The 16,912-nt window shown below is 62.2% G+C and carries 17 protein-coding genes; 10 read left to right on the forward strand and 7 right to left on the reverse strand.

All coding sequences use genetic code 11. The annotated features are described in order from the left end of the window. Nucleotides 1-5 precede the first annotated feature (5 nt). From TNEU_RS05465 to TNEU_RS05490, 6 genes are all read right to left on the reverse strand, one after another. Complete coding sequence (locus tag TNEU_RS05465) at nt 6-662, reverse strand: ATP-binding cassette domain-containing protein (RefSeq protein ID WP_012350441.1); 657 nt, start codon at nt 660-662, stop codon at nt 6-8. Continuing rightward, nucleotides 646-1,569, reverse strand: coding sequence for an iron chelate uptake ABC transporter family permease subunit (locus TNEU_RS05470; protein WP_012350442.1), 924 nt, complete (start codon nt 1,567-1,569; stop codon nt 646-648). Before TNEU_RS05470 ends, TNEU_RS05465 begins: the two co-directional genes overlap by 17 nt. After that, nucleotides 1,566-2,852 carry an ABC transporter substrate-binding protein gene (locus TNEU_RS05475; RefSeq protein ID WP_012350443.1) on the reverse strand — a complete coding sequence of 429 codons (1,287 nt, stop codon included), beginning with the start codon at nt 2,850-2,852 and terminating at the stop codon, nt 1,566-1,568. The genes TNEU_RS05470 and TNEU_RS05475 overlap by 4 nt, the downstream gene beginning before the upstream one ends. Before the next feature lie 18 nt (nt 2,853-2,870). Continuing rightward, on the reverse strand, nt 2,871-4,022 hold the full coding sequence (locus TNEU_RS05480) for a M16 family metallopeptidase (protein ID WP_148682370.1): 1,152 nt from the start codon (nt 4,020-4,022) through the stop codon (nt 2,871-2,873). 95 nt (nt 4,023-4,117) lie between these two features. Continuing rightward, complete coding sequence (locus tag TNEU_RS05485) at nt 4,118-5,479, reverse strand: AAA family ATPase (protein ID WP_012350445.1); 1,362 nt, start codon at nt 5,477-5,479, stop codon at nt 4,118-4,120. A gap of 248 nt (nt 5,480-5,727) precedes the next feature. After that, on the reverse strand, nt 5,728-6,699 hold the full coding sequence (locus TNEU_RS05490; protein ID WP_012350446.1) for an MDR/zinc-dependent alcohol dehydrogenase-like family protein: 972 nt from the start codon (nt 6,697-6,699) through the stop codon (nt 5,728-5,730). 127 nt (nt 6,700-6,826) lie between these two features. Here TNEU_RS05490 and TNEU_RS05495 point away from each other — a divergent pair, with 127 nt between their 5' ends. The 10 genes from TNEU_RS05495 (at nt 6,827) to TNEU_RS05540 (ending at nt 13,860) form a co-directional block, all read left to right on the forward strand. Beyond that, nucleotides 6,827-7,273 carry a hypothetical protein gene (locus TNEU_RS05495; RefSeq protein WP_148682371.1) on the forward strand — a complete coding sequence of 149 codons (447 nt, stop codon included), beginning with the start codon at nt 6,827-6,829 and terminating at the stop codon, nt 7,271-7,273. Beyond that, nucleotides 7,252-8,784, forward strand: coding sequence for a hypothetical protein (locus TNEU_RS05500; protein WP_187146716.1), 1,533 nt, complete (start codon nt 7,252-7,254; stop codon nt 8,782-8,784). The genes TNEU_RS05495 and TNEU_RS05500 overlap by 22 nt, the downstream gene beginning before the upstream one ends. A 161-nt stretch (nt 8,785-8,945) precedes the next feature. Continuing rightward, nucleotides 8,946-9,770 carry an ABC transporter ATP-binding protein gene (locus tag TNEU_RS05505; RefSeq protein WP_012350449.1) on the forward strand — a complete coding sequence of 275 codons (825 nt, stop codon included), beginning with the start codon at nt 8,946-8,948 and terminating at the stop codon, nt 9,768-9,770. Continuing rightward, nucleotides 9,767-10,507, forward strand: coding sequence for an ABC transporter permease (locus TNEU_RS05510; RefSeq protein WP_012350450.1), 741 nt, complete (start codon nt 9,767-9,769; stop codon nt 10,505-10,507). Before TNEU_RS05505 ends, TNEU_RS05510 begins: the two co-directional genes overlap by 4 nt. Nucleotides 10,508-10,512: 5 nt before the next feature. Next, nucleotides 10,513-10,830 carry an ArsR/SmtB family transcription factor gene (locus TNEU_RS05515; RefSeq protein ID WP_012350451.1) on the forward strand — a complete coding sequence of 106 codons (318 nt, stop codon included), beginning with the start codon at nt 10,513-10,515 and terminating at the stop codon, nt 10,828-10,830. A gap of 5 nt (nt 10,831-10,835) precedes the next feature. Next, a complete protein-coding gene (locus tag TNEU_RS05520; RefSeq protein ID WP_012350452.1) occupies nt 10,836-11,147 on the forward strand; it encodes a coiled-coil domain-containing protein in 312 nt (103 codons plus the stop codon). Nucleotides 11,148-11,262: 115 nt separating this feature from the next. Beyond that, the gene (locus tag TNEU_RS05525; RefSeq protein ID WP_012350454.1) at nt 11,263-11,712 is read left to right on the forward strand and encodes a hypothetical protein; all 450 of its coding nucleotides are present in this window, start codon (nt 11,263-11,265) and stop codon (nt 11,710-11,712) included. Between the two features lie 219 nt (nt 11,713-11,931). Next, the gene (locus TNEU_RS05530; RefSeq protein WP_012350455.1) at nt 11,932-12,216 is read left to right on the forward strand and encodes a DUF2250 domain-containing protein; all 285 of its coding nucleotides are present in this window, start codon (nt 11,932-11,934) and stop codon (nt 12,214-12,216) included. A gap of 82 nt (nt 12,217-12,298) precedes the next feature. Continuing rightward, a complete protein-coding gene (locus TNEU_RS05535; protein WP_012350456.1) occupies nt 12,299-13,417 on the forward strand; it encodes an AAA family ATPase in 1,119 nt (372 codons plus the stop codon). 65 nt (nt 13,418-13,482) lie between these two features. Continuing rightward, nucleotides 13,483-13,860, forward strand: a complete 378-nt coding sequence (locus TNEU_RS05540) for a hypothetical protein (RefSeq protein WP_012350457.1) — start codon at nt 13,483-13,485, stop codon at nt 13,858-13,860. On the opposite strand, the gene TNEU_RS10255 is transcribed toward TNEU_RS05540, so the two are convergent. Further along, on the reverse strand, nt 13,848-16,838 hold the full coding sequence (locus tag TNEU_RS10255) for an ATP-binding protein (RefSeq protein ID WP_012350458.1): 2,991 nt from the start codon (nt 16,836-16,838) through the stop codon (nt 13,848-13,850). The genes TNEU_RS05540 and TNEU_RS10255 overlap by 13 nt on opposite strands. Between the last annotated feature and the right edge of the window lie 74 nt (nt 16,839-16,912).

The following is a 16,912-nucleotide window of genomic DNA, read 5'->3' on the forward strand; positions in this document are numbered from 1 at the left end:
CTATATTAATTTTTTGTTCCCCGGCACGCCTCCTCCACCTCCGGCCTATACCCCGACGCCTCCCCCCGCCACGCCACGGACCCCTCCCTCAGCGCGTAAACCCACCGGCAGCAGCCCAACACGTCCAGGTGGTGGGTCGTAACCACCACGATCCGCCCCGAGGAGTACTCCCCCAAAACCCGCATGGCCCTCCCCCTCCAGTCCCCGTGTAGGTTGGAGAGAGGCTCGTCCAGGAGGAGGAGGTCCGCCTCCGAGGCCAGCGCCGCGGCGATGACGAAGCGCTGCCTCTCCCCCCCGCTGAGGGTAGACCACCTACGCCCCGCCAGCCCCAGCACCCCCAGCGCCTCCATGTACCGCCGGGCCGCCTCCACGTCCCCCCGCTCCACCGGCCGGGGGGAGAACCTAGACCTCCCCGACAGCACCACCTCCCCCGCCGGCGCGTCCGGAGGCACGTGGAGATCCCCCACGTACACCCTAGAGGACACCCCCACGTATTTAACCCACCCCCCGTCGGGCTTGAGGAGGCCCGCCAGGATCTTGAGGAGGGTGGTCTTCCCCGAGCCGTTGGGCCCCACCACGCAGGTGACCCCCGGCTCCAGCCTGCCGGAAGCCCTCAGCAGAAAGCCGCCGAGCCTCTTCTCCACGTCAAACTCTACGTACATACCTCCACATGAGGAGGGCCGCCGCCGGCGCCCCCACGATAGACAGCACCACGTTAGCCGGCACGTCCCTCGGCAGGAGCAACCTCATGGCGAGGTCCGCCCCCAGCGAGAGGACGGCCCCCATAGCCGCCGCGTCGAAGAGGACCCTGTCCACCCTGTGGCTACCCGCCGCCCACCGGGCCATGTGAGGCGCTAGAAGGCCCACGAACCCCACAGGCCCCACCGACGCCACGGCCAGCCCCGCCCCCGCCGAAGCCGCCGCCACCGCCAGCGCCGACGCCCTCCTCACGTCTACCCCCAGGCCGGCGGCCGCCTCCTCCCCGTGGACAAGCGCCGAGATGTGCCGCGAGTTTAGATACACCGCCGCCAGGAGGAGGGCGGCCGCCCCAGCCACGGCCCACCCCAGGGCGCCGGGGGGGTAGGCCCCGTAGCTCCCCTGCAGGCCGAGGTATATGTAGCCCAGCTCCTCCGGCGGGAGCAGGAGGAGGGCCAGCTGGAGGGCCGCCCCGGTGAGGAAGGCGGCGAGGACACCCGCCATCAGCACCACGTAGAGAGACGCCCGCCTGGCGAGGGCGGTGAGCCCGGCCACCGCCAGAGCGGCCCCCGCCACGGCCCCCAGGAAGTAGCCCAGGTAGGGGAGGCCCCACAGGCGCCAGAGGAGGTACGAGCCGAGGGCGGTCAACATGGCGGAGCCGCTCACCCCCAGGAGGTAGGGGTCCGCCAGCGGGTTCCTCAGGGATGTCTGCAGCAGAAGCCCCGACATCCCCAGGAGGGCGCCGGAGACGGCTGCGCCGAGGGCTCTGGGGAGCCTAACCGCGTCCACTATCCCCCAGTCTAGGCCCGCGGGGCCGATGAGGAGCTCGGCGGAAAAAAGGAGGGGGGCCGCCAGGAGGAGGAGCCGCCTCACTGCAGATGCACAAAGAGGGTGAAGTTGCCGGGCGGCGCCACCTCGGGGTGTATGATCCACACCAGCTCCTCCAGCAGCCGCTCGGGGTAGGCGTTGGCAAGCTGGTAGAAGGCGGGGCTGTAGGCGTAGACCCTCCCAAGCACCACCGGCCTCAGCTCCGCCAGCCTCGGCTCCACCTTGAGCAGATCCCTCACGCTGGATACGCCGTAGCTTGACCAGATCAAGACGTCTACGTCGTTTTTGTGCTTCAGCACCACCTCGAGGTCCACCCTGCTGTAGTTGGCGTAGGCGTACCTCCCGCCGGCTGTCCTGATGAGGTCCCTCACGCCAGCCCCCGCGGGGTACAAAACGCCGCCGAATATGGTGAACCACGCCACCCTGGGCCTGTCTAGGTCGGCCACGAGGGATGCCAGGGAGCTCCACCTCGCCTCCACCCTGTCGAAGATCTTGACGGCGTCGTCCGTGGCGTTGTAGAAGGCGGCTATGAACTTAATCCACTCGGCTCTCCCAAGGGCCGTCTGCTCCTGGAACTCGTTAACCACGGCGTAGGGGATCCCCAGCTGGTCCAGCTTCTTCACCACGGACTCGGTGCCGTATGGGCCGGGGTAGTAGAAGACAAACACCACGTCGGGCTTCAGCGAGGCGATCTTCTCGAAGTCCGGCGAGTAGGCCGGCCCCACGTCGGCTATGGTGCCGTTGTTAAGCATCGCCTCCACCTCCGGGAGGTACCACCGGTACTCCCTCCCCCACATTATCCCCACGATCGACCTAAGGACGTCCGCCCTGCCCGCCTCTTTATACAGCCTGTAGGCCATGGCCACCTCGGTGGAGGACATGTAGACCGCCCTCTTGACGGGGTAGTACACAACAGCGTCCGGCCTGTACTTCGCCCTGTAGTAGTTGGCGAGGTCCTGCGACATGCCCCGCGGCAGGAGGAGTATCCTCCGCCCAAGGGCGTCCCTCAGGATATAGACGTCGCCCTCGTACTGTATGGAGAAGAGCCTGGCGTACCTCACCGGCACGAAGCCGGAGGGCCTCCCCGATATCTCCCTCAGCAGCTTGGCCTCCCTGTAGGCGGCTGCCGCCGTCGAGTTTATAGACGACAGCTTGGCCTCCACCCCCGCGAGGCCCCTCGACACCTCCGCCCCAACCGCCTCCACCCTAGACTGGAGCTGCGCCAGCTTGTCGTTCACCGCCTGCACCGCGTAGTACGTCTGTACAAAAGCCGCCGCGGCGACGGCCAGCGCCACCGCGGCGAGCAGGTAGGCGAGCCTGGACTGCATAAGCTGGAGATAGAGCCACTATATAAGCTCTTCGGGCCCCACCACCGCCTCGGCCTCAGCCAGCGGCGTAACCCACAGGGTGCCCCCCTCCGCCGCCCTCCTAAACGCGGCCTCGGCATCCTCCGGCCTCCCCCCCTTCGCCACGTACTCCCCGATGGAGACGGCCCTATTCGCCGGGCTCCTCCACGCCACCCTCCAGACGTAGTCGAAGTACCTAAGCCTGTAGGGGGGAGGAGACCTGGGCTTCAAAGCCTCCGACACGGCCCTCCTCGCCTCCTCCAGAGACCTCGCCGACTCCACCACCACCTCGAGATAAGCCACGTCCCCCACCACGTCGTAGTCCACGTAGTAGGAGTAGGCGATGCCCGGCGTCCTCAGGAGGTTAAAGAGGACCGACTTGGTCCCAGACTCCAGGTGGAAAGCCGCCCCGTGAAGCGCGGCGAAAGCCGCCGCGGGGTCCCCAACCGCCACCCTCACAGCCCTGGCGTAGTACACCCCGTCGACCTCCCGCCTCTCCACGATCCTCCCCGGGCCCGACCCCGCCGTGGGCCTCGGCCTAGGCGGGGCCTCCCCCTCAAGCCCCCCAAAGAGCTCCACCGCCTTCGCGACGGCCTCCTCCCCAAACCCCCCCGACAGCACCACGAAGGTGTTCCCCGGCGTGAACCACCTCCGCTTAAACTCCAGGAGGTCCCCCAGGGAGATGGACTCCACAGCCTCCGGCGTGCCCCCCACCGGGTCCCCCCAGTCAGAGTCGCCGAAGAGGGCCCTAACCCCCAGCTCCCCAACCCAGTCCGAGGGGTCCTCCCTAACCTGCCTAAGCTCAGAAAGCACCACGTCCCTCTCCCGCTCCAGATCCGCCTCATCAAACCGCTCGTTGGCGTACAGCCGGAAGGCCAGCTCCACCAGCCCAGCCGCCGACTCGGAAACCCCCTCCAAAACCAGGAGGAGGACATCCCGCTCCGTATAGGCGTTGTTGGACCCCCCCAGCGACTCCACAGCCTCATCCACGTCGAACCCAGGCACCCGGAACAGCATATGCTCCAGCAGGTGGGTAATCCCCCTCCGCCCCCTCTCCTCAAACAGCGACCCAACGCCGACCCCCACCACCACAGCCGCCGTAGGCGCGGCAAACCTATCCAACACAAGCCTCACCCCGTTATCCAGCAACACGCACCCCCAAACCACGCCATATATAAACTTGGCAACGCCAATCCCCAACCCCCGACGCCGCAACACGGGCCGCGAGCCCCCCCGCCGACCCACGCCTAGCTCTTCCCGTAAAAGACGTAGTCGCTAACCGCAACCCCGGACTCCCCCAGCCGCCTCCTCAGCTCCCCCGGGTCGGGAACAGCCTCCGCCCGGGTCCCCCCGGGGCCTCTAGACAGGAAGTAGATCCTCTCAAGGTCCACCAGGTCCACAACCACGGGGGAGTGCGTGGCGAGGAGAACCGGCACGTCAAGCCCGTTAAACACGTCCACGACGTACTCCAGAAGCCTCGCGTGCATGCTGTTCTCCACCTCGTCCACGAGGAGCAGCGAGGGCCCCAGATCCACCGCCAGCATCAGCACCACCAGCTTAAGCAGGCCGTCGGGGATGTTGGAGGGGGGAAGCTCCACATCCCCCTCCCTGGCGACAAGGAGGGCGCTGTTGTAAAGCTGCCTAACCTCCAACACGACGCCCGGAAAGAGGACGGCCAGAGCTCTGTCGACAGACTCCGGGTTCCTCCCAAACCTCCCCCTGTAGCTAAACAGCACCGCGGCCACGTTCCGCCCCCGCTCATCAAGCACATCCCCGCCGGCGATAGGCACAGGCTCCACACGCTTCTCCACATGACGGAGAAAGACCATCCTCCCGAGAACCCACCTCACGGCTCCCAAGACATCATCCAGACAGAACCCCAGCGGCGGCCCCACGCGGACCCCCCTCGGCCTCCTGGCCCTCCCCAACGCGACCGGGTACGGCAGGAGAGTCCCCCCGGCGACTTGGCTACACGCCAGCAAGTCCTCCGACGCCCACCCCCTCGGCCCCGGCCACAGCACGAGCCTAAGGCCCTCGAGGTGTAGCGGCGCCTCCATGTCCCACCTATACGAGACGACTGCCCTGCCGCCCTCCTCCTTGGGCTCGGCCAGTTTGAAAGGTATGTGTTTCATATTTTCCTTGATCCACTTCATCGCCCTGTCGAAGTCCTCCTTTGGGGCCGTGATGGCGATGCCTCCTCTGTCTATCTCCGCCTGGGTGTCGCCGATTTTCACCACGTGGCGGACGGGCTCAATCGTCTCGTAGGGCTGCGGCCTGTACCTGAGGTAGGTGGTGAACTCCGCGTAGGCCGACAGCCACTCCCCGCCCGCCTCGCCGTAGAGCTCCAGGCCCAGGCCAAGCGCCACCTCCCGCCTCGGGTCCCGGCCGTAGATCACGTCAAGCGGCGAGAGGTAGTCCGGCGCGTGTGGGAGATACGGCGAGGCCGCCTCCACCAGAGCCCTCCTGGCGAACCTAACCGCCTCCAAGACGTTGGACTTCCCAGCCCCGTTCGCCCCCACCAGGAGGTTCACCCCCGGCCTCAGCTCAAGCTCCAGCTCCCCGATACTCTTGAAATTCCTAACGACGACCTTCCTAACAAACACATACACACATGCGCCATATTCCCCGTTTAAATGCACTCGCCCCACGCGCAAGAGGCGGAAGATTTTTAAGCTAGAGATTATATATAGCAGGGCCGGCGGGGGCCCTCCAGGGTCGGCTTGCGCGCGGTTCGTCAGAGGTCGGCCTAGCGGAGGTGCATCATCCCCCCTCATCGGGCTTCCCCCGGCCCCGGAAGAATCCTCCTTTTTAGGCACCTGCAGTACGGTCGGCGGACTGGGGGGCGCCGGGGATCTCGCTAGGGCTTGAGGACGACCTTCACCTCGCTGGGCTGGAGGGCCCTCTCGAAGGCCTCTCTCGCGTTGCGTATCCCCGCAACCACGGAGGTTATGAGGGGCTTCACGGCGCCCTCCCTGATGAGCTTGATGGCGTGTCTGAACTCCCTGTATGTGCCGCATCTAGTGCCCACTATCCTCAGCTCCTTGACCACCGCCGGCGTTAGGTTGGCGGGGGAGGGGGAGCCGGGGGTGGACTTGAGGTGTATCACGCCGCGGGGCCTCGCTATCTCTATAGCCGTGTTAATCGCCGAGGGGTCGCCGCTGGCCTCAAACACGACGTCGAACCCCAGCGGCGCGTTCTCCGCCATGTACTCCCCCAGCTCGCCCAGCTCCACCACCTCCAGACCCAGCCCCCGGAAGAGGTGCGCCTTGGCGCTCCCCCGCCTAGCCACCACCACCGGGTCGAACCCCCTGAGGACCTGCGCCGCGAGGTAGGCCATGTTCCCCGTCCCCAGGATGGCCACCTTCGCCCCCGGCGGAGGCGGCACCTGTGCAAGGGCGTTCAACACAGCCGCCAGCGGCTCCACCTGGGTGGCGGCGGCCGGGTCCAGCCCCTCGGCCGGGTGGAGGGCCTCCAGAGGCGCCACGAAGTACTCCGCCATCCCCCCGTCAAAGTCGATGCCAAGCGTCCTCTTGTAGGGGCAGTGCGTGTAGAGGCCCGCTCTACACATCTCACACCTCCCACAGGCGAAGTTGATCTCGCTGACCACGACCCTCCCATCCAGCTCGCCCCCCTCCACCACGCCCACCACCTCGTGCCCCGGCACAAGAGGCGACTTAAACAGCCTGTAGGTCCCCCTGTAGAAGGCCTTGTCAGTGCCGCAGACCCCAACCGCCAGAGTCCTCACCAGCGCCCACCCCCGCTCCGGCCTAGGCACAGGGATCTCCTCCACACGGAGATCCCCCGCCCCGTACAACCTAGCCGCAAGCATACGGAGAGAAGTGTAGGGAAAATAAATATGGCGGCTTCTCCAAAGCAAGCCCGCCTTCGATTCCCACTTGTGACAGTTTGCATTTACTTTACTCGTTATGTTTATATTTTACTTTCTTCAAAGGATTATGTATACAATTACCACATATGAAAAGCGGCGGACCTACACAGTAGTTGCGTATGTGGGCACTGCGGTCTTGGTGCGGCGGGGGGTTCCGAAAAAGTTGGTAGAGCAGGTTCTACGCGGCGCAGCCCCGCGGAAGAGGTGGTTGGGCGGAAGAGCTGCGTCCTACAAGTCTGAGGCGGGCGCAGTATTAAGGCTCTTCCCACTTGACTACTTCGCCCAGTTTTGCACAGACGGTCTGAGGCTGCCGTACGTAGATGAGCTCATGAAGGCCGCATACAAGTCGGGACTTCTGGACCTACCAGTTAGGCCGGGGACTATAAAGGTGTGGATCGAGAAGGGACTCGACGGCGTTGCAGACGAGGATGAAGACATCGACCCGAGGTGCTTCATACGCCGATATGGGAAATACCACCTAGCCACACCCCCATGGTGTTGCACAGGATCATGACTATGCTCAGACGCGACAGCGTCTGTCAGTGCCTAGAGATCACAGATCCAAGCGGCCATGGCCTAGAATACTTCAACAAATGCCGCTATGTCCCCGTAAGTGTCGTAGATACAATAATCAACGGCATCCTTGAAGGCGGAATACCGAAACTTTTCATAGTATCAGCTTCGCAGGGATACGGCAAGACAACGGCGTTCTTATATCTAAGGAAAAAGTTGTTCAACGAGGGAGTCGCAGACGAGGAAAAGAAAATTCACAGATACATTGTGGCGTACACCAAAGCAGACCCAAATCTGGATCTTATGATGGAGAACATAAAATCCAGCATAAAGCTACAATTTTCTCAATACATACACGAGCGAACCTTACAATCGCTTGCCGTAGAAAAGATCCAAGGATGTTTTACAGACTTGTGGATGTGGCTTGAGTTCCTCAAGCTAGTCGATTTCCCCGTGGTAGTTCTAATAGACGACGTCAAACCCACAGAACTTGATAAAGTCGCGGAACTCATACGAGGACTTGCATCAACCGGCATTGTGAAGGCCGTGGCCATCGCCCTGCACGCAGGGTATGGGAAAGAAGTCTCACAGAGACTTAACGAGATAGGAGCGTCGAGCAGATACGACGTTAGAGTTATTACGAACGATCACTTTGTCCCCTCCGGGGGAGCCCTCGAGGAACTAAACAGCTTTACGGAACAGCTGTTCAAGGACCAAGGCGATTGGCAAGCCATCGCCGAGGTATTCAAAAGCCTATTCTACAATTTCGGCGCCCGCGTCGCCCTTAAATTCGCAGAGGCATACCGATGTAAACGCAAGGAGGACAAAGGCGATCTAGCCCTCCTATCTAACAAGATCAGAGATGCGCTTCTAGAAGCGGCCATAAAAGACGGCTTGCCAGCTCAACGCGAGAAGGAAGTGGCCCCCCATAGAAAGTGCGACGTCGTAATCCAGAACAAGTGCGTAGAGGTTAAGGTGGTAGGGGACCCAAACTACGAGCTTAAGAAAGAAGGCTACAGCCCAGACCTATACCTCATCGTGGGTAAACAAGCCGGCATTAAAAACGCCGTCGTCGTTGATATAAACGCGCGAAAGCTCACCTCTGCTCTAGATAAATCGCTTGGGCTAACGCCCAACGATATGGCAAGCGCGGACAAGGGACGTGTTTATGAGCTAGCCGCGCGCGCCATAGTCGGCTACGTCAAGGACAAAGTTTACGAGGCGTTAAACGTCCATCCGAGACGCACCAGCGAAGTCGTCGAAACAGTAAAGAAGCTGTGCATCCAAATTGGCCTATCGGAAATCAATAGGAGCGAGCTAATTAGGCGCTACGGCACAATTCTCAAAGAACTATCAAGAAAACTAGGCATCCCAGCGCCGACAAAAGCGTCAGATGTAGACACACTCATAAACGCCCTAGCTCAGTACTACACAGGAAACGGCTTAGGCACACCGCCACTGAGGAAAAGCGACGATTCACGGGTCAAATGCGTAGCAACAAAAAGCATGTAAAACAGACGCGCGGCGCAACGCCAACCCAGCGCCCAGACCTCCCGGCACACCGCCTTAAGACCCCTTCTAGAATGTCCGCAACGTACAACCCGCCTTGAGCCTCCCCCAACGCCGCGCGTTGGAGGAGCAATGTTTATAAACTTCACTATCAGTTTAACTTGATGGTGAAACAGTATGTTTTGATAGTGAAGGGGGTGTGGAAGTTCTTCGGCGGGGTGGTGGCCAACGAAGACGTGAGCCTCCGGGCGGGGGAGGGGGAGGTGGTGTCGGTGCTGGGGCCGAATGGGGCGGGGAAGACCACCCTCCTGAGGCAGATATACGGCGAGCTTAAGCCCGACAGAGGCGTCGTCCAGATCGCCGGCCTCAGCCCCAGGAAGGCGAAGGAGAGGGGGCTGGTGGGGGCGGTCCCCCAGGAGGCGTCCCCCTTCCACGGCCTCAAGGTGGTGGAGCATGTGGAGATGGCCGCGAGGCTTCGGGGGGTTCCCAAGGGGAGGGCCAGGGAGTGCGCCAGGGAGGCCATATACGCGGTGGGGCTCGGGGGGCGGGAGAGGGATTTGGTGATGAGCCTCTCCGGCGGGATGAGGAGGCTGGTGCTGGTGGCGTCGGCAATGGCCTGCAGGCCCAAGCTTATACTGCTTGACGAGCCCACCGCCGGGGTAGACGTGCAGAACAGGCGGAGGATCTGGGAGGCTGTCAAAGCCGCCAAGGAGGCCGGCTCCGCCGTCGTGTTGACCACCCACTACATCCACGAGGCCGAGGAGCTCAGCGACGTCGTCTATCTGCTAAACAGGAGAGTTCTGATGCGGGGGGCGCCGGCCGAGCTCAAGAGGCTCCTCCCCTGGGTCGAGGTGAGGACCGACGACCGCGTCGTTAGGGTGGAGTGGGACAAGGCGGTGGAGATAGTGGCGGAACTCGCCAGGCGGAGGGCCAGGTTCGAGCTGAGGGAGCCCACGCTCGAGGACGTCCTAACCGCCGTCTGGCCATGAGGCTCGGCAACGTCCTGGTCATCGCCAAATACATGGTGCTCGCCACGAGGGGGTGGCACATAACCCTGGCGTGGTTCATGGTGCCCTACCCCCTCCTCTGGCTGTGGCTACTGAAGCTGGTGGGCTACCCAACCTACGTCGAGCACTTCGTCGTGGGGACCGTCCTCTCCACCGCCTTCCAGATGCCCTACGTCGTCACCGCCCAAGACGTCGCCTCCATGAAGCACTGGTCTAGGCAGTACTCCCTCCTCCTGGCAAACGGCGCAGACCACTTGGAGATAGCCCTCAGCTACCTGGCCCAGTCCACGGCGACTACGGCGGGCGCCTCCGTCCTGTTGCTGGCCGCCTCCGCCGCCGTCGCCGGCGTGGCCTACGGCCCCGCCCAGGTGGCGGCCGCGGCCGGGGCCTCCGCCCTCATCTCGGCAGCCTCCTGCCTCCTCGGCTACGCCCAGGCGATAGGTATAAGAAACCCCGCGTTGTCCCAGCAGATGGCCCAGATCGTGCCGTTGCTCCTCATCTTGGTAGCCCCCGTGTACTACCCCGCGGACCTCCTCCCAGAGCCTCTGAGGGCCGCCAGCCACCTCCTCCCCACCACCTACATGGCCTACGCCCTCCGCGGCGCCCTCGCGCTGAACCCCGAGGAGGCCGCCAGAGGAGCCGCGGGCATCCTGGCATACGCCGCCGCCTCGGCGCTTGTGACGATATACGCCGTGAGGAGGGAGCAGAGACATGGCTAGCGTAGATGTCTTCTCCGGAGGACCTGCTACGGGTCGCCAAGGCGCTATCCCACCCCCTACGGCTGAAGATACTCCTCCACCTAGCCAGAAGGCCCACCTACATCCAGGACATAGCCCAGACCCTCGGAATCCCCTACGCGCTGGCCCACATGCACCTCAAGGTGCTGGAGGAGGCCGGCCTGGTGGAGGGGACATACGTGGTGGAGGAGAAGCCCAAGCCCCACCTCCGGAAGATCTACCGCCTCCGAGACTTCAAGCTGGTGGTAGACAGGCAGGTCCTGGAGGAGCTGGCCAAGTCCCAGGACTCCCAGCGGGGTCGATAGCCGCCATGCTGGCGTCGTCCCTAATAATCGGGGCGGGGGTGCCCGTGGCCCTCTTCTATATAGCCTACAAAACCGCCTCCTGGGTCTTCCTAGCCGCCGCGGCCCTCCTGGGAGCCCTCGCCATATTCTGGGGCGCCGTGATGGCGCTGGCGGCCTTCGTCCCCATACTAGACTACGTAGACGCCCTAGCCGAGGAGAGGGGAAGCCGCCTCAACGCCTACAGAGCCCTCGCCAGGAGCCTCCTCGAGGAGCTAGACGAGGTCAACGCCGTCCTCAAGGAGATAAGAGACGAGCTGAAGAGACTGGGCGAGACATGACCGAGCTGAAATACGCCCAGGCCGGCGACGAGGAGGTCCTCCAGATGATCAGACAGAGGCTGAGAGAGATGAGGCAGCTCCTCGCCGAGATAAGGGAGATGCTCAAGGTCAAGTAATGGCCGAGAAATTCGACAGATACTACGAGTACTACAGCCGCAGGAGGAGGGGGCCGCGCACCATAAACCTAGGCCTCGTCAAGCTCAACCTGGGGGGAAGACCATCCATAGAGGTCAGGGGAATCCCCAGGAGGCCCAGAGGCCCCCCCGGCGGCACAACCCTCGAGACGGCCGAGGGAGAAGACGTAGCCCTCAAAAACGCCGTCGTCCAGCGGGTCGCCGGCAGGCGAGTCAAACTCTACAACTGCGATGCGGACTACGTCGAAGGAGAAGAGGTAACCCTAATCAACACACACGCCAAGGAGGTCACAGCCACCAGGGCAAAACTCATCAACAGCCACGTAAAAGTCCTGAGATACAGAGAAAGCTACACCGCAACCAACTCCGTCGTGGAAAAGCCAGAAAAAATCGCCGAACACCAACGAGGACGCCCACAGACGCCGCAGTAGACCCCCCTCCCACTCCCCCCACCCCCCCCCCCACCGACAAGCAGACCCCGCAGGGACCCCCGCCGCACCCCACTCCCTCCGCCAAAGGGCCCACACCCCGCGGCCGCAGGCGGCCGAGCACCCCGGGACGGCGCCCACATGCCGAAGGCACAGCAAAAGGCCCCTATAGCACCCCCCAGCGCGGGCGGCAACTTTATATGTCCAGGCCGACCACCTCCAGTGGACCAGGAGGAGCTGGCCGTCCTCCGCCACCTCAAGAGGGCCAACGTGGACTACGGCAAATCCATCGCGGTAAACACGGGCATCCCCCTACAGAAGGTCCTCGACATCCTGGAAAAGCTTGAGGCCCTCGGCCTCGTCGAGCGGGTAAGAGGCGGCAAAACCCTCAAGCGGACCGAAGCCCGATACAAGCTAAGCCACGAGGTGCGGAAGCACCACGTCTACTACCGCCTCACCAGAAAGGGCAGACACCTCCTAAGGCAGGAAAGGGGGCAGAACCCCTAGACGCTAGACACAGAATCCTCGGAGGCCGGTAGCCACCCCACGGCGCCGAGATTCATATAAAAACCGGGGCGGCGGGGGAGACATGCGGGTGGCCATCAGAGACTTCAAAAGCGTCGCACACGCCGAGCTGGAGATAGCCCCCCTCACCATACTGATAGGCCCCCCGGCCGGCGGCAAGTCAAACATACTAGACGCCCTCGCCGTCTTGGGCTACCCCGCCAGGCTCCTACGCCTAGACGAGGAATACGGCGGCGCTAAAAACGCCCTGGAGCCGTTGGGACTGGTTGCCAGGTACACGGACCCCAGAGCCCTCTTCCGAAACTACGACCTAACCAAGACCCCAACCGTGGAGACGCCCAAATACTCCGTCTCCATCCACTACAGGCGGGGCCTACAGGTGAAGGCAGGAGACGCGACAGCCGAGATAAATATGGAGCACCTCACCGGTGAGGGCGACCTGGCCCCCCTCCAGGACATCCTCGTGGAGACCCGCCTCTACGGATACGACAGATACGGCCTGCCGGCCACGGGGTGCCGGCAGGGCCACTGCGGCTTCTACGACTACCTAACCACCCAGGTGAGGTTCACCCCCCACAACATCCTAAGCGACCTCGGCTGGAACATACGCCGAGTCATCAGGTACACCCCAGACGTCGTGAGGGAGATCAACGAAGCGCTTTCGGAAAGGCTCGGCGAGAAGATAGAGCTCAAGGTGTCCAAGGACGGCGCCATCGCCATCTACGACTACGACTACGAGGTTACGTCGCCCTCCGTATCCGAGGCACTATTCCGGCTGATCTACTACCTAGCCGCTCTGAGGTCCGCCGCCAGCTACGCCAAGCTCCACGGCCTAGAGGGGCGCCTCGTCGCCGCGCTGGAGGAGCCCGAGGCGCACATATTCCCCTTCCTCCTGGACCTGCTCGCCGACCACATCGCCCAGGCCGCCTCCACCGTCCACGTGGTGCTCGCCACCCACAACCCACTCCTCGTCTCAGCCCTATGGGACCGCGCCGCCGGAGTCAAAACATACTACATCCACCGCGACAAACACGGCGCCACAACCGCCGCCGAAATAGACATAGAGAAAATGGCACAGGACCTGGCCACCGCCGAAGACATCATGCTCACGCCCCCCGCCGAAATCCTCGCCAAATACGCCAAAAGCCCCGCGACGCCAAGCGCCACGCCAACCGCCGCCTAGCAGAACAGCTGAGGAATCACGGCTTTATAACGAACCTGAGACACGCCGGCAACTACGGCAGAGACATGATACTGGCCAAAGTCGCAGAGAAAAAAGGCTGCAACGCGGAGGGCCCAACACTCCTGGTCATAGACTACGAACTGGGTGACGCCAGAGTCTACATCGAGGAAAACTTCGACATCGTCGAGACCAACGCGCAGTGGAGCACCCACCTGGCGCGGTTCAGGAGGTGCCAAAACGTCGCCGCCGTGATCTTCGACCCAGCGATAGACCACGAAAAAGGCCCAATATGCAGAGCAGACCCCAACCTCTGCCAAGGCGACAACAGGAGGAGGATCAAGTCAAAAGACGCATGCCGCCAGCTCGGCGAGGTGCTGAACAACCACCTCCAGCCGCTAGTCGCCTGGATAGCCCAAAACATCCCCAAACTCTACACATGGTAAAAGAACAGCCTCAGAAACGCCCGCTTCGCCTCCAACTCGTCGCGTCTCCTCAGCGCGTCGGCGAGCTCGCCGAAGAACTCTCTAGTTCTAGTAACACCAAATTTATTTTCGAACTCAGCGAGCTCAGCGGCCGCCTCCCAGTCGCCGTGTAGGTAGAAGACAGCCGCGCGGAGAAACTGCTGGAGGGAATCAGCCGCGTATTTCCACGCCTCCCACCGATCTACTTTCGCCTTTTTCGCCAGCTGGTATCTGCGGCTGTCCCCCTTTGAGATGGCGTCGTACAGCTCCTCTATTATGCCGGCGGCGTGGCGCCACACAGCATTCACCCTTGGATCAGCTATGCTATCTATTACTCTCTTCATGTACTCCAGATCCAACTCCTTTGCCGCCTCTATTGCCTTCTCCACGTAGTTGCGGTCACACATGGCAAGGATGGCTAGAGCCGCCGCGTAGGCTCTTGGATTTTTCATCGATGCTTTCAGCGCCTCCTCGACCTCGCCTCCCCGACATCTATTAGGTTGCCCCTCCATGGCCTTAGCCGCCTCAGCCACAGCGAACTGGGCCGCGGCGTCTGCGAAGATCTCCAACGTCAAAAACGGCTCCTTCTCTTTTGCTTCTTTCCAGAGCTTTTGGAAATTCCAACGCTCCCCTCCCACATCCCACTCAAACACCTCCTCCTTGGAGGAGAGGTATGCAATACGGCCAAGGTAAGATATTGAAGTTATACGGTTTGACTCAATGACATTCCTCCTCAACACCTCTTCGAAGTGCTTCCGCGCCTCCTCCCAAGCGCCTTGGACGAAGTATACCCGACCTTTCAGATGGTGGAGGTAACGGCGCCATTCCTTCAGCTGAAGTTCGTACTTCCCCTTGGGGTCTCCGCCCGCTACAGACAGCCACTCCTTCAGCCCCTCCTCCCGCTCCACGTCCAGCTCCTCCAACTCCCCCAGCACTTCCTCAGCCTCTTTCAAAGCCGACAGCGGGTCGCCGCCTCTGTACATCTCGTACTCAACCTCAGTGAAGAGGTACTCCAGACGCGCCACCCTCCTCAACGCCCCATCTCCAATCCTCCCCACTAGAGCCTCTGCTCCTTTCAATACTACGTCCGCCGCCACTGGCCTTCTCTTCGCAACAGCCGTCAACGTCAACGCCTGGAGCGTTTTTACCACGTCGTCGCCCTCAAGCTCTGGAACTGAAAACGGCACGCTACCGAGCAATTCCGCAAAATTCCGGAGATAAAGTGCTATCAGATGCGGTAGTTCTTTCGGAAGCCCATCGGCTTTTTTTCCCAACCTTTGCCAGAGCTCCTCGATGACATTGTTATGGAACTCTAATCCCACGAGCGGCACGTGTTGAAGCGCATATGCGCCCCACCTGAATGCGTGCCTAGCCAACTCCTGTACCTCGTCGCCGCCGCACCCAACGGTCTTGCACCTCTCCCAGAGCCAAGTGACGTGGCTTAAGGCGCTAAGCAACATTCGGTCTGTGTATTTTCCGCTTTTCTCTGACTCCCACGTCAATATTTTGAGTAGTGCCTTCCTAACGAGGGCTTGCTCCTCGCGCGCCTCGTCTAGCGCGTCGACTAGGTGACGCCACTTCCACCACTCCTTCCTAAGGCTGTAGACAAGCAGTTTCCTACCATCCCACTGCTCCTCATCCCTCTCGACCAGCCAGTGTCTTTCCAGCGACCTAAGCCTGCAACTTTCGACGTACTCAAATACCTCCCCGGCGAGCTCTTCCGCAAGCCTTCTGCTCTCCTCGTAACTCTTCGTCAACGACTTTAGGCACATATGGGCACTGCTTGGACATAGGCAGGCCAGCTCCTCCTCGGCGGCTTCTCCGTAGAGGAGCGCCGCTAAGGCGAAGTTGTCCTTCCTCAACTTGTCGTATACGGCCTTGATTGCCGCCTTCATGTGCTGTGCATTTCTCTTTGCCATGTCTTTGTCGCGTGGGTTTGGGGTATAGGCTGTGCCGGGCCTCGGCGCGATCTTCTCTAGCTCCTCTCTGGTGAACCCCAGATTCACCATGGTCGAGGCGATGTAGATAGAGCCGGCGGACGCCCTGTAGAGAAGGTCGCCGTACCTCTCCCTTACCTTTTCGTACTCCCCCTCCGGGAGGTTGGCCCTAAGCAACTTCTCGAACTCCTCAGGCTGGGCGGAGTCCATGAAGATTATATTATCTACGTCGAAGAGGCCCGAGGCGAGGCGCCCGCCCCTTAGCCGGGGGCTTGGGTTAAACAGCGCTTCGTAGACCGCGGCAGGCGGATCCGCACTGCGTGAGAGGATCTCGGCGTATTCGTCATAGTTCAGTCTTACCACGACCACAACGCGGGCCCCCCTTGCCCAGGCATCCTCAGCCACGCCGACGACCTCGTTCTCACGTCCAACTGCACCTGTCACGTCGTCGAAAACTAAGACGAGTCTGTCGTAGCTAGGCTTCTCGCGGAGCACGCGGACAAGTCCCCACACGGACTTAATCAAGGATACCACCCAGCCGAGACCCGGAACCTCGGCCGCCGCCTCATCCAAGCCGCTCCGCCTCGCCGCGTCCAACACTTTCCGCAACACCGATTCATGCACGCCCAACTTATTGAGAAGGCCCTCTAGAGCCTTGCGACACTCCTCAGACTGGGGGTCTCGGCATCTATCGTAGATGCGGGCGGCCTCGGGGAGGACGGCGGCGGCCACGTCTAGGTACGTGGCCAGCTGCCTCGTCGCCGGGGCGGTCAACTTGAGGACGTAGCGCGGCCTCCCCTCGACGTCGTAGGTCACGTGCAGATCGGCGTCGGGCTCCGCCAGGAGCTGCGGCGAGATCCACACCACATGCCTCCCCTCCCTAGCCGCCGCCTCCAGCGCAACATAAAGCGCCGACGTCGTCTTCCCCACCCCCGGCAACCCCACCACAGCCAGCGCCCCCCTTCCCAACAGCGCTTTCAGGGCCCCCTCCTCAAACCCCCTAACCACATACCTAAAACCCACCGCGACAATACAACAACGGTATTATATTGCTAACGCCCCGCAAAAACGCGGCGGGCGCCACCGCCAGGCGGGAG

Origin of the sequence: Pyrobaculum neutrophilum V24Sta, from assembly GCF_000019805.1 — an archaeon.
GTDB lineage: Archaea > Thermoproteota > Thermoprotei > Thermoproteales > Thermoproteaceae > Pyrobaculum > Pyrobaculum neutrophilum.

Excerpts from the sequence above, each read along its gene's own strand:
- TNEU_RS05540 (WP_012350457.1), top strand. The coding sequence starts at position 13,483 with ATGATACTGGCCAAAGTCGCAGAGAAAAAAGGCTGCAACGCGGAGGGC.
- TNEU_RS05520 (WP_012350452.1), top strand. The coding sequence starts at position 10,836 with ATGCTGGCGTCGTCCCTAATAATCGGGGCGGGGGTGCCCGTGGCCCTC.
- TNEU_RS05500 (WP_187146716.1), top strand. The coding sequence starts at position 7,252 with ATGGTGTTGCACAGGATCATGACTATGCTCAGACGCGACAGCGTCTGT.
- TNEU_RS05475 (WP_012350443.1), bottom strand. The coding sequence starts at position 2,852 with ATGCAGTCCAGGCTCGCCTACCTGCTCGCCGCGGTGGCGCTGGCCGTC.
- TNEU_RS05510 (WP_012350450.1), top strand. The coding sequence starts at position 9,767 with ATGAGGCTCGGCAACGTCCTGGTCATCGCCAAATACATGGTGCTCGCC.
- TNEU_RS05535 (WP_012350456.1), top strand. The coding sequence starts at position 12,299 with ATGCGGGTGGCCATCAGAGACTTCAAAAGCGTCGCACACGCCGAGCTG.
- TNEU_RS05465 (WP_012350441.1), bottom strand. The coding sequence starts at position 662 with ATGTACGTAGAGTTTGACGTGGAGAAGAGGCTCGGCGGCTTTCTGCTG.
- TNEU_RS05490 (WP_012350446.1), bottom strand. The coding sequence starts at position 6,699 with ATGCTTGCGGCTAGGTTGTACGGGGCGGGGGATCTCCGTGTGGAGGAG.
- TNEU_RS05505 (WP_012350449.1), top strand. The coding sequence starts at position 8,946 with ATGGTGAAACAGTATGTTTTGATAGTGAAGGGGGTGTGGAAGTTCTTC.
- TNEU_RS05525 (WP_012350454.1), top strand. The coding sequence starts at position 11,263 with ATGGCCGAGAAATTCGACAGATACTACGAGTACTACAGCCGCAGGAGG.
- TNEU_RS05515 (WP_012350451.1), top strand. The coding sequence starts at position 10,513 with ATGTCTTCTCCGGAGGACCTGCTACGGGTCGCCAAGGCGCTATCCCAC.
- TNEU_RS05495 (WP_148682371.1), top strand. The coding sequence starts at position 6,827 with ATGTATACAATTACCACATATGAAAAGCGGCGGACCTACACAGTAGTT.